The 11501-nt window shown below is 67.1% G+C and carries 9 protein-coding genes and 1 other RNA gene; 5 read left to right on the plus strand and 5 right to left on the minus strand.

Going from position 1 to position 11501, the window contains the following annotated elements:
* The first annotated feature begins 55 nt into the window (after positions 1-55).
* Entirely contained in the window at positions 56-1147 is a 1092-nt protein-coding gene (locus tag G6N08_RS14065) for a zinc-binding dehydrogenase (RefSeq protein ID WP_218033380.1), read from the plus strand.
* Here the strand turns inward: G6N08_RS14065 and G6N08_RS14070 are convergent.
* The 3 genes from G6N08_RS14070 to G6N08_RS14080 all read right to left on the minus strand — a co-directional run bounded on the left by G6N08_RS14070 (position 1131) and on the right by G6N08_RS14080 (position 3378).
* On the minus strand, positions 1131-1325 hold the full coding sequence (locus G6N08_RS14070) for a ferredoxin (protein ID WP_163758240.1): 195 nt from the start codon (positions 1323-1325) through the stop codon (positions 1131-1133). The two genes, G6N08_RS14065 and G6N08_RS14070, sit on opposite strands and share 17 nt — an antisense overlap.
* A 49-nt stretch (positions 1326-1374) precedes the next feature.
* Positions 1375-2550, minus strand: a complete 1176-nt coding sequence (locus tag G6N08_RS14075) for a cytochrome P450 (RefSeq protein WP_163758242.1) — start codon at positions 2548-2550, stop codon at positions 1375-1377.
* A 111-nt stretch (positions 2551-2661) separates the two neighbouring features.
* Positions 2662-3378: a 2OG-Fe(II) oxygenase gene (locus G6N08_RS14080; protein WP_163758243.1), complete on the minus strand. Its 717-nt coding sequence runs from the start codon at positions 3376-3378 to the stop codon at positions 2662-2664.
* A gap of 132 nt (positions 3379-3510) precedes the next feature.
* Between G6N08_RS14080 and rnpB the strand changes: the two genes are divergently transcribed.
* Positions 3511-3918: RNase P RNA component class A (rnpB, locus tag G6N08_RS14085), an RNA gene on the plus strand.
* A 24-nt stretch (positions 3919-3942) separates the two neighbouring features.
* Here the strand turns inward: rnpB and G6N08_RS14090 are convergent.
* Positions 3943-5469, minus strand: a complete 1527-nt coding sequence (locus tag G6N08_RS14090) for a CYTH and CHAD domain-containing protein (RefSeq protein WP_163758246.1) — start codon at positions 5467-5469, stop codon at positions 3943-3945.
* A 281-nt stretch (positions 5470-5750) separates the two neighbouring features.
* Entirely contained in the window at positions 5751-6593 is an 843-nt protein-coding gene (gene panB / locus G6N08_RS14095; RefSeq protein WP_163758248.1) for a 3-methyl-2-oxobutanoate hydroxymethyltransferase, read from the minus strand.
* 194 nt (positions 6594-6787) lie between these two features.
* Between panB and G6N08_RS14100 the strand changes: the two genes are divergently transcribed.
* The 3 genes from G6N08_RS14100 (at position 6788) to G6N08_RS14110 (ending at position 11470) form a co-directional block, all read left to right on the plus strand.
* Positions 6788-8179: a WS/DGAT/MGAT family O-acyltransferase gene (locus tag G6N08_RS14100; RefSeq protein ID WP_163758250.1), complete on the plus strand. Its 1392-nt coding sequence runs from the start codon at positions 6788-6790 to the stop codon at positions 8177-8179.
* 58 nt (positions 8180-8237) lie between these two features.
* The gene (locus G6N08_RS14105) at positions 8238-9797 is read left to right on the plus strand and encodes an alpha/beta hydrolase (protein WP_163758252.1); all 1560 of its coding nucleotides are present in this window, start codon (positions 8238-8240) and stop codon (positions 9795-9797) included.
* A 131-nt stretch (positions 9798-9928) separates the two neighbouring features.
* Positions 9929-11470, plus strand: coding sequence for an alpha/beta hydrolase (locus G6N08_RS14110; protein ID WP_174813297.1), 1542 nt, complete (start codon positions 9929-9931; stop codon positions 11468-11470).
* The last annotated feature ends 31 nt before the right edge of the window (positions 11471-11501 follow it).

Raw genomic sequence — 11501 nt, forward strand, 5'->3', positions numbered from 1 at the left:
GCGCGGTCGTGCCGCCATCGTAAGTCAGTGTGACGCAGCTCTCAGGTGCCTTGCGGTGAAGGCCGTCGTACTGCACCAGGCCGGGCAGCCCACCGCGGTGGAGGACCTCACGCTGCGGCCGGTCGGCAACCACGAGGTCCGGGTCCAGCTGGCCGCCAGCGGGGTGTGCCACACCGACTTATCGGTGCGCGACGGGGCCATCCCGGTGCTGCTGCCCTGCACACTCGGCCACGAGGGCGCCGGCATCGTCACCGACGTCGGCGCCGATGTCACCACCGTCGCCCCGGGTGATCACGTGGTGCTCACCTGGAATGCGCCGTGCCGCTCCTGCCTGCACTGCCTGCGCGGGGAAGCCCAGCTGTGTCCGCACGGGCTGGCACACGCCTTCGGTGAGCCGTACGCGCAGGGCGCGGCCGGACCGGTGTGGCCGGAGATGGGCGCAGGCACGCTCGCGGAGGCGACGCTGCTGCCGGCCGCCGCGGTGGTGCCGGTCGATAAGTCCCTGCCGCTGGACCACGCCGCGCTGCTGGCGTGCGGGGTCACCACGGGCGTTGGCGCGGTGATCCGCACAGCGGCTGTCCGCCCGGGGGAAAGCGTGCTCGTCGTCGGCTGCGGCGGCGTGGGTTTGGCGGCAATCCAGGCTGCGCGGCTAGCCGGCGCCGCCCCGATTATCGCCGCCGACCGGGTGGCCGGGCAGCTTCCGGCCGCAGTGGCCAACGGCGCGACCGACACCGTTGACACCGCCGGGGCCGACCTTGCCTCCGCGGTGCGCGACCTCACCGGCGGCATCGGAGTGGATCACGGGATCGAAGTGGTCGGCAAGCCCGCCACGATCCGCGCGACCTATGAGGCCACCCGCCGCGGCGGCAAGGTCACGTTGGTCGGCGCGGCCGGGATCGACGAAACCGTGACATTGCCGGCGCTGTCGTTGATGGCCGACGGCAAAACGATCCAGGGCAGCGTCTATGGGGCCAGCGACCCCGCACGCGATATCCCGGTGCTCGCGAAGCTGGCGTTGCGCGGCCGGCTGGACCTGGAGGCGCTGGTGACGCGGCGCATCGGGATCGACGAGGTCGAAGCGGCGTTCGCCGACATGGCCGCCGGGCGCGGCGCCCGCAGCGTGGTCCGCTTCAGTGTGACAACGTGATGGCCCGTTCCGGGCAGTTCTGCTCGGCGTCGACGGCCTGCTGCTCAAGCTCACCGGACACGTCGGCGACGCGGACGATCGAGTGGCCGTACTCGTCGGCGTCGAAAACGTCGGGGGCTAACGTATAACAGCGCCCATGCCCGACGCACAGGGCTGAGTCGACGCAGACCTTGGTCATAAGCGCCGCTCCTCCTCATCGCATTGCTCTGCATCGCCGCCGGCGCGGGTCATGATCCGGACACGGGGAACCTCAGGGGCAGGGTCTCCACCGAGCGCAGCCCCCGGGTGTATTTGAGCTCGACCCCGGGCGGGATCTCGTAATCCGGGATGCGCCGGTGAAATTCGCGCAACGCCACCCGCAGTTCCATGCGGGCCAGATGGGAGCCGAGGCACCGGTGTGGTCCGGCGCCGAACGCGCGGTGACGGTTCGGGTTGCGCCGGAAGTCGACAACATCGGGGTCGGGAAACTCCGCCGGGTCGGTGTTGGCTGCGCCGAGTAACGGGCTGACCCGCTCGCCCTTGCTGATCGGGCACCCGGCGACCTCGACGTCGCACATGGCGACACGGGCAATCCCCGGCACCGGCGTCTCCCAGCGCAGCAGCTCTTCGATCGCGCTGGGCAGAATATCTGGTTGTTCGATCAGCAGCCGCCGCTGTTCGGGGTGGCGCGCCAGGTAAACGAAAAAACAGTCCAGCGAATCGGTGACCGTGTCCAATCCGGCGATGAGAAACAGGAAGCAGATGTCAAGCAGCTCCTCGCGTGACAGCGGTCGCCCCTCCACATCGGCCGCGATCAACGCCGACAGCACATCGTCGCGCGGGTTGGCGATGTGGTCATCGATAGCCCGCTCGAAGTAGTCATAGATCTGCTGAGCCGCCGGCGCCGCGGCCTTGCCGTGCTCGTCGAAGCCGTGCACCCCCTCCGGGCGGATCACCTGATCCTTCCAGACCAAAAACTTTTCCAGGTGCTCCAGCGGCAGGCCGAGCAGCTGCAGGAATACCGTGCACGGCAGGGGCACCGCGAACTCGGCGTGAAAGTCGCATTCGCCCCGCGCGGCAAACTGGTCGATGATCTCGTTCACCAGCTTGGTGACTTCCGGTTCCCGCCGGCCCATCTCGCGCGGGGTGAACAGCGGATCCAGGATGCGCCGGTATTTCGCGTGCTCAGGCGGATCGATCTGCAGCGGGATCAGCGGCCGCAGGTTACCCAGATCAACCGCATCCATATTGGACGAGAACAGGTCGGTGCGTTTGAGCGCCATCTCGATGTCGGATAGGCGGGTGAGCACCACCGCCTGCGGCGACCGGAATACCGGGGCCGACTCGCGCAGCGCCTTGTACATAGGCTGCGGCTCCGCCAGACCCATCATCGCCTGGTCGACATAGCTTTCGCTTTCGGTCATGTCGTCAGCCTGGCACTATTGCCGGTCGTGGGCAATGCCCAAATGGGCTGCGCGTCTGCGGCGGCGAGGGCTGGGCCTCGGCGGGCTGCGGCGACAGATTTGCCGAACGCCTCAGGCGGCGTCGTGAAAGATCAGCCCCAACGCATAACGCTCCCCGGAGCGGACAACGGACAGACCGTGGCGCACCGGCGCCGCGGACCAGCCCCGCGCCGAGCGCACCGGGCGGTCGCGGGTGGTGAACAGGTAGCCGTAACCTTGGGGCAATTGCATTGCAGTGCCGCGGGACTGGGCTCGTGGCCGCTGCTCGACCAGTAGGAACTCCCCACCGGTGTACTCGGTGACGGGATCACTTAAGTTGATCACCACCTGAAGTGGAAACACCAACTCCCCATACAGGTCTCGATGTAAGGCGTTCCAGTCGCCAGCGCCGTATCGCAGCATCAGGGCGGTGGGTTGAGTCTGGCCGGCGGCGTGGCACATGCGCAGCCAGTCGTCGAGACTGTCTGGCCACGGCGGGTTACGGCGCAACGCGGCCCACCAGTTCCGCGCGATCGGCAGCAACCGCGGATACAGAGCCTGTTTGAGATGCTCGATCGGCTGCGGGTAGGGAGCGCGAAAATACCGATACTCGCCCATGCCGTATCGGTGACGCTCCATGTCGACGGTTTTGCGGAACAGGGTGTCCTCGCGGTAGAGCGCGCGGAGCCGCACCGCCTCGCGCGGTGTCAGCAGGCGGGGCAACAGTGCGCCGCCCACGGTGTTGACCTCTGCGGTGATGGCCTCCCAGTCAGCGGAGTCGACACGCGTGTCCCAGCGGGTGGGCGGCATCAGCGCTGCCCGGGCGGACGGCGGCCTGTGTGTGCGGCATCGGCGCTCATACCTTCAATCTTGGCGGTCCTGCCGCTGAGCGAAAGAGGCTGGCTCGGAAAGGGCGCAGCGAGTACGGTGGTGGGTTGCGGACGAGTTGGCCGGGCGGCCGCGGCGCACGTTGGTTTGTCCAGCGATGCGTCGAGGAAAGTCCGGACTTCACAGAGCAGGGTGGTTGCTAACGGCAACCCGGGGTGACCCGCGGGAAAGTGCCACAGAAAACAAACCGCCACCCTCGCGGTGGTAAGGGTGAAACGGTGCGGTAAGAGCGCACCAGCATCCCGGGTGACTGGGATGGCTCGGCAAACCCCACCCGAAGCAAGGCCAAGAAGACCGCACCAGCGTGCGGTCGCGCAGGCGCTTGAGGGTTGCTCGCCCGAGTCTGCGGGTAGGCCGCTTGAGGCACCCGGTGACGGGTGTCCCAGATGGATGGTCGCCGCCTCGCCGCCGCGGAATCACGACGGCGGGAAACAGAATCCGGCTTACAGGCCAACTCGCCCGCCTTGCTTGCCCGCCTTGTTCGGTTCAGTGGGCGGGCAGGCCCCGCTGCTGCTTGCGCACCGCTTTGTCGAGTTTGCGCAGAGCAGCGTCCAGCTGCTGACGGCAGCGAGCGGCCAGGTCGGCTTCGTGCTGGTAGAGCACACCGTAGGTGAAGGTGTCCTCACCGGCTGCGTAGGCAGCGTCGGCCTGCTGGAGAAGATGCGTCTGGCTGACGACGCTGTCTTGGTGATCCCCGAGCAGCGTCTGGACGGTTTTAGTCCGTTCGCTTACCTGCGTGTCACCGGTAGCTGCGGCGATGTACCGAAGTCTTTTGGCGCGCTTACGGATTCGGTGCAGCGCTTCGTTGCGATTCTCGGTAGGGGCCTGGGCTGCAGCCTTGGCGGCTTTGCGGACGCGCCGGTAGGCGGTGTCGATGGTCGCCGGCTGCTGGCCAAACCGCGCCATGGGGGGTTCGGCCAGCACCAACGTCTCCAGCGCATCGAGCAGGCGGAAGTAGCGCTCCGAGCGCAACGCGATCAGCGCACGCCGCAGCCCGTTCTGGTAGCGGTGTTTTGCGCCGTCGACCAGACGTTCCCGGACGCGCCCGCGCACCAGCTCCGGCGGCAGCTGATCCAGCGCCTGCTGGTAACGCTGGCCAAGCACCTCGGCGTCGCGGGCCTCGCCCAACACGCCGGCCAGCTCGCGCAGTTCGTCGAGAACCCAGGCGTTCTCGGATAACCCGAACTCTTCCGGGGAAGCCTGCAGCAGGCTGCGGAGCTTGCGCGTGGTCACCCGCATCTGATGCACCGCGTCCTCGGTGTCGGCGCGCACCGCGCGGTCCCACACCAGCAGTTGCTCCACTTGTTCGGCCACCGCGTGGCGCACCGGGTCGACGTCAGCGGACCAACCGTCTTGTACCCTGGGCGCCCCGAGCACCCGTGCCAGCTTGGAACCGCGGGCGGCCGGCACGGCGCCGGCATCGAGCAGCCGGTTGCTGAGCCGGTCCAGCAGCTCGGCATGGGCGGCCGCGTCGGGGGCGATGACTTCGAGTTCCCACTCCCGCCAACGTTGTTCGGCTGGACCGTCGGCGGAGATGTGTGAGGACCACGCTGCGACGTGATCGTCGCAAAATTCGGCGACAGGTGCACCGTCGGTGCCGTACAGTCGCTGGCTGTCGCGCCTGGTGGTGATCCGCGCCACCGGCACCAGTGGACGGTCACGAACTATCGCCAGCACGACATCACGCAATTCGTCCGGTACCTCGTCGCCCGAGTCGCCGTCCGCGGCGCCGAGCGGCGCGCGGACTTCGGTGCGGGCATCGGGGCCGGCGGGTAACTTCAGGTGCCAGCCCGCGTCGGCGCCGCCGGTGCGACGGCGCAGCGTGATCCGCTTGGCCGCCAGGTCATGTCCGGGTGTGTCGAAATACACGGCATCCAAGGTTTGCGACGGGAACCGCTCCACCCGGGCCACTGCGGCGATGCCGTCGAACGAGGGCGAGACCGTTGATTCCCCGACGTCGAACTTGCGCTCCACTTCCAGGTGACGCGGCATCGCCGAACGGTTGACCAGCATATCCGCCTCCAGGGGGGTAGGCGCCACGGCCGGGGAAAAGCATGGGCAGGCAATCTCAGAGTGCCATACGACATGCCGGCGTATGCCCGCATGGAATAACCGGGGGCGGGAATCTCACGGCGCAGCCAAGGCCGTCCGGCAGCAGGGCAGTGGCGGGCGGGGGAATGTGGTTAGTGCAGGGCGATGCGGATACGCCCGTCTCGACTGGTGTCTCGTGTCGCGGCCCGTCGCCGGGGATTTGCCGATGACGCCGATGATGTGGCGAAAAGCCGAGAGTGTGTTCAGAAGCTGTGCTCGTCGCCGGGAAACACCCCGTCCGCGACTTCGTTCGCGTATTGGATTGCCGCGCGGCGCAGTTCGGCTCCGATATCGGCAAACCGCTTGACGAAACGGGCCGTCGTCCCGCTGGTCAACCCGGCCATGTCCTGCCAGACCAGGACCTGCGCGTCGCAATTCGGGCCGGCCCCGATGCCGATGGTCGGAATGGTCAGCTTGCCGGTGATCTGGGTGGCCAATTCAGCCGGGACCATTTCCATGACGACGGAAAACGCACCGGCTTCAGCGACGGCGATCGCGTCGGCGACGGTCTTTTCAGCAGCGTCACCGCGACCCTGGACCCGAAAACCGCCCAGCGTGTTGACGCTTTGGGGGGTGAAGCCGATATGTGCCATCACCGGGATACCGGCAGCCGTCAGGGTGGCGATCTGCTCGGCCACCCGCTCACCGCCTTCGAGCTTGACCGCCTGCGCGCGGCCTTCCTTCATGAACCGGGTGGCGGCGGTCAAGGCTGCAGCGGGGCCGGCCTCATAGCTGCCGAACGGCAAATCCGCGACCACGAGAGCATGGGGGGCGCCGCGCGCCACCCCGCGCACCAACGGGATCAGCTCGTCCAGGGAAACCGGCACAGTGGTGTCGTAGCCGTACACCACGTTGGCAGCGGAATCACCGACGAGCAGCACCGGAATACCGGCTTCGTCGAAAATCCGGGCCGTCGAGTAGTCGTAGGCCGTCAGCATGGCCCATTTGCGGCCTTCGGCCTTCATCTTCTGCAGATGATGGATGCGGATTTTGCTCCGCGGTGCGTCACTACCCGCGGCTGCGCCGTATACAGTGTGTTGCGACATCGTTGTCCCTAGTCGTCGCCGGTTCGATCCTCGTGGCCCTGCAGGGTCCCCGGGTTCGACTGACCTTGTCAGTCTGCCATCTGTCGCGGCTCAGATACACGGCGGATCCAGTGGATTTGCTCACACGCGGTCCGGCACCGCCGCGGTTTGCCGATTCGGGCGTCGCGCCGCGCTGCCGGGCATACCATCGGCGCATGCAGCGGCTCAGCGGTCTCGACGCCAGCTTCTTGTACTTAGAAACCCCTGAGCAGCCATTGCATGTCTGCTCGATCGTGGACCTGGACACGTCGACGATGAAGGGTGGTTACAGCTTCGATCGGCTGTGTGACGCGCTGGCGCTCCGCATCGCGGCGATGCCCCAGTTCCGCGAGAAACTGGCCGACAGCCCGCTGAATCTCGACCACCCGGTCTGGGTGGATGACAAAGATTTCGACCTCAATCGTCATCTGCACCGCATCGGGTTGCCGCCGCCGGGAGGACGCGCCGAACTGTCGGAGATCTGCGGGCATATCGCTTCGCTGCCGTTGGACCGCAGCCGGCCGCTGTGGGAGATGTGGGTTATCGAAGGGGTGGCGGGCACCGATGCCCACCAAGGCGGGCGACTGGCCGTCATGACAAAGGTTCACCACGCCGGCGTGGACGGGGTGACCGGCGCCAACCTGCTGGCGCAGCTGTGCACCACCGAACCGGACACGCCTGCGCCGGATCCCGTGGAGGGTGTGGGCGAGGCCAGTGGACTACACATCGCCGCCACCGGGCTGGTGAAGTTCGCCACCCGACCGCTGCACCTGGCCAGGGTGTTGCCCGCAACGGTGCAGTCGGCGGTCGAGACGCTGGCGCGGGTAGGCACCGGGCGCACGATGGCCGCGCCTTTCGCGGCGCCGGCGACCGCGTTCAATGCCCGCATCACGGCCCATCGCAACATCGCGTATGCCCAACTGGATCTCGATGACGTCAAAAAGGTCAAGGAACATTTCGGCGTCAAGGTCAACGACGTGGTGATGGCCCTCGTTTCCGGGGTGCTGCGGCATTATCTGCTGGAGCGCGGTGAACTGCCGGCGTCATCGCTGATCGCCATGGTGCCGGTCTCGGTGCACGGAAAGTCTGATCGGCCGGGGCGTAACAAGGTCTCGGGCATGTTCTCCCGCCTGGAAACGCACATCGGCGACCCGGTCGAACGACTCCAGGCCATCGCTAAAGCGAATTCTGTTGCTAAACAGCATAGTTCAGCAATCAGTGCGACGCTGTTGCAGGATTGGACGCAGTTCGCCGCGCCGGCGGTATTCGGTGCGGCGATGCGTGTGTACTCCAAGACCCGGCTCAGCCGAAGCAGGCCGGTGCACAACCTGGTGGTCTCCAATGTGCCGGGCCCCCAGATCCCGCTCTACCTGTTGGGTTGTGAGGTCAAGGCCATGTACCCGCTCGGCCCGATTTTTCACGGGGCCGGCTTGAACGTCACAGTGATGTCGCTCAACGGCAAGCTCAACGTGGGGATCATCTCCTGTCCGGAGTTGCTTCCGGATTTATGGAAGCTGGCTGATGACTTTGGCGTGGGGATCGAGGAGCTGCTCGCAGCCACTGCATGACACGGCGGCGCGTCTGCTCACCCAGGTATGGGCTCTTGCCGTGGCAGCATAGGTTGACATGGGCCTGGCATATCGCAACAAGATCAGGCGTGCGGCGCTGGTCTGGGCCGCGATCACCGCCGTGCTACTGGTGATCGCGGGCTGCACACGCGTCGTGGGCGGTCATGCGCAGCTGGCCGGGCCGAAGCTCGGACAGCCGGTGGTGTGGGCGCCGTGCCGTACCTCCGGCGGCACCGCGGTGAAGATTCCGGCCGGCGCCGTGTGCGGGCAAATCGCGGTGCCCGTCGACTATGCCCATGTCGACGGCGACACCGCGGCGCTGGCGATGATCCGCTTTCCGGCGACAGGCGACAAAATCGGATCGCTGATCATCAACCCCGGCGGCCCCGGCGAGTCCGGTATCGAGGCCGCGGTCGGGGTGGTGCAGAGCTTGCCGGTGCGGGTGCGGGAGCGTTTCGACCTCGTGGGCTTTGACCCGCGGGGGGTGGCGTCGTCCCGGCCGGCGATCTGGTGTAACACCGACGCCGAAAACGACAAGTTGCGCGCCGAGCCGCAGGTCGACTACAGCCCGAAAGGCGTTGCGCACATCGAGGCCGAGACGAAGGATTTCGTGCAGCGCTGCGTCAACCGGATGGGCAAGAAATTTCTGGCCAATGTGGGCACCGTCAACGTCGCCAGGGATCTGGACGCTATCCGGGCTGCGCTGGGTGATGACAAACTGACCTACCTGGGATATTCGTATGGCACCCGGATCGGCGCCGCGTACGCCGAGGCCTACCCGCGAAACGTGCGGGCGATGATCCTCGATGGTGCCATCGACCCCAATGCGGATCCCATCGAGGCGGACCTGCGCCAGGCCAAGGGGTTCCAGGACGCGTTCAACGACTACGCCGCTGATTGTGCGAAGGATCCGGCCTGTCCGCTGGGCACCGATCCGGCGAAAGCCGTCGCGGTCTACCACAGCCTGGTGGACCCACTGGTCGACCCGGCTAATCCGATGATCGGCAGGCCGGCCCGTACCAAGGATCCGCGCGGGCTGAGCTACAGCGACGCCATTGTCGGCACCATCATGGCGCTTTACTCACCGAGCTTGTGGCACCACTTGACCGAGGGACTGACCGAGTTGCGCGACGGTCGCGGTGACGTCCTGCTTGCCCTGGCCGATATGTACATGCGCCGCGATTCGCACGGGCATTACACCAACGCCACCGACGCGCGCTCGGCGATCAACTGTGTTGACCAACCGCCGGTGAAAGATCGAGCTAAGGTCATCGACGAAGACCGGCGCTCGCGGGAGCTCGCGCCGTTCATGAGCTACGGCAAATTCACCGGCGACGCGCCGCTGGGTGCATGCGCCTACTGGCCGGTGCCGCCCACGACCCGACCACACGTCATCTCGGCTCCCGGGCTGGTGCCGACGGTGATAGTGTCCACGACCCACGACCCGGCGACACCGTATAAGGCCGGGGTCGATCTGGCCAAACAGCTTGGCGGCGCGTTGCTTACATTCGACGGAACTCAACACACCGTCGTTTTCCAGGGCAACAGCTGTATCGACGGCTACGTGACGGAGTACCTGATCAGTGGCACGGTGCCGCCGCCGGGCGCCAAATGCTGAGGCGAGCGCCGGGCGCCGGGCAGCGGCCCTCCAGCAAGCGGCGCAACCGAACTCAAGCCGAGACCTACATGTGACCGTCGGGCAACCCCGGGAACCGTCGGCGCGTGCGACGATGACATCCCGTGTGGCGCATGAGAAAGCTGAGCTCAGCGCTGCTTTCTGTGGGGGCGGTGCTGCTGGCGGCCGGGCTGCCGCCGGCCGGCGCGACCGGCGAGTCGGGGACAGGCCAGACCCCGAACCCGGCGGTACCGCAGACGGTTGCAGCACTGCGGCTGGACTGGGGCAGTTGTTCGCAGTTTTTGGCCGGCACCACCGACATTCCCACCGCGCAATGCGCCACCGTGGTGGTCCCCGTCAATTACGACGACCCCGCTGGCGCGCAAGCCCGGCTCGCGCTGATCCGCATTCCCGCAACTGGGCGCCGGATCGGGTCGCTGCTCGTCAATCCCGGCGGGCCGGGGGTGTCTGCGGTTGACAGCGTGGCCAGCATGGCCGCCGACCTGGCCGGCACCGAGATCACCCGTCACTTCGACCTGGTGGGGTTTGATCCGCGCGGAGTTGGGCACTCCACACCGGCGCTGCGTTGCCGCACCGATGCCGAGTTCGACGCCTATCGCCGCGAACCCATGGTTGACTACAGCCCGGCCGGGGTTGCCCACATCGAGCAGCTCTACCAGCAGCTGGCCCAACACTGCGCCGAACGGATGGGCCGGGGATTCCTGGAAAACGTCGGCACCGCTGCCGTCGTGCGGGACATGGACGTCATCCGTCAGGCGCTGGGCGACGAGCAGATCAACTATCTGGGCTTCAGTTACGGCACCGAGCTGGGCACGGCCTATCTCGAGCGGTTCCCCGGCCACGTGCGGGCGATGGTGCTCGACGGCGCCATCGACCCCAGCGTGGACCCGGTGCAGGAAAACATCGAGCAGATGGCCGGCTTTCAGACGGCGTTTAACGATTACGCGGCAGCCTGCGCCCGTTCCCCCGGCTGCCCGCTGGGCACCGACCCAACCCAGTGGGTAAACCGTTACCACCAGCTCGTCGACCCGCTGGCCACCAAGCCCGCTATGACGGCGGATCCGCGGCGGCTCAGCTACGCCGACGCGACAACTGGAACCATCCACGCGCTGTATGCCCCGCAGCTGTGGAAGTATCTGACCAGCGGGCTGCTGGCGCTGCAGCGCGGCACCGACGCTGATGACCTGCTCGCGCTGGCCGATGACTACCAGGGCCGCGATGCGCACGGGCACTATAGCAACGAGCAGGATGCGTTCAACGCGATCCGGTGCGTCGACGCACCGTCGCCGCCCGATCCGGCGGCCTGGGTGGGCGCGGACCGGCAGATCCGCCAAGCCGCCCCGTTTTTGTCCTACGGCCAATTCACCGGATTCGCCCCGCGTGATCTGTGCGCGATGTGGCCGGTGCCGGCGACATCCGTGCCGCACGCTGCAGCGGCGGTCGCTCCCGGCAAAGTTGTCGTGGTCTCCACCACCCACGACCCCGCCACACCGTATCGGGCCGGCGTCAATCTGGCCCGCCAGCTGGGCGCCCCCCTGATCACCTATCGCGGCACCCAGCACACCGCGGTGTTCAACGGGGATGCCTGTGTGGACACCGCGGTGGTGGGCTATCTTGTCGGGCGGCAGTTACCGCCGGAGGGCCTCCACTGCTAGCGCGGCCGCGATGCGCGCCGCGGGGCGGCGC

Source organism: Mycobacterium botniense, from assembly GCF_010723305.1.
GTDB classification, from domain to species: Bacteria; Actinomycetota; Actinomycetes; order Mycobacteriales; family Mycobacteriaceae; genus Mycobacterium; species Mycobacterium botniense.

What these genes read in the sequence shown, in the direction of transcription:
- G6N08_RS14070 (WP_163758240.1), bottom strand. Translation starts at nt 1,325, where the DNA reads ATGACCAAGGTCTGCGTCGACTCAGCCCTGTGCGTCGGGCATGGGCGC.
- panB (WP_163758248.1), bottom strand. Translation starts at nt 6,593, where the DNA reads ATGTCGCAACACACTGTATACGGCGCAGCCGCGGGTAGTGACGCACCG.
- G6N08_RS14090 (WP_163758246.1), bottom strand. Translation starts at nt 5,469, where the DNA reads ATGCTGGTCAACCGTTCGGCGATGCCGCGTCACCTGGAAGTGGAGCGC.
- G6N08_RS14080 (WP_163758243.1), bottom strand. Translation starts at nt 3,378, where the DNA reads ATGCCGCCCACCCGCTGGGACACGCGTGTCGACTCCGCTGACTGGGAG.
- G6N08_RS14110 (WP_174813297.1), top strand. Translation starts at nt 9,929, where the DNA reads ATGAGAAAGCTGAGCTCAGCGCTGCTTTCTGTGGGGGCGGTGCTGCTG.
- G6N08_RS14075 (WP_163758242.1), bottom strand. Translation starts at nt 2,550, where the DNA reads ATGACCGAAAGCGAAAGCTATGTCGACCAGGCGATGATGGGTCTGGCG.
- G6N08_RS14100 (WP_163758250.1), top strand. Translation starts at nt 6,788, where the DNA reads ATGCAGCGGCTCAGCGGTCTCGACGCCAGCTTCTTGTACTTAGAAACC.
- G6N08_RS14105 (WP_163758252.1), top strand. Translation starts at nt 8,238, where the DNA reads ATGGGCCTGGCATATCGCAACAAGATCAGGCGTGCGGCGCTGGTCTGG.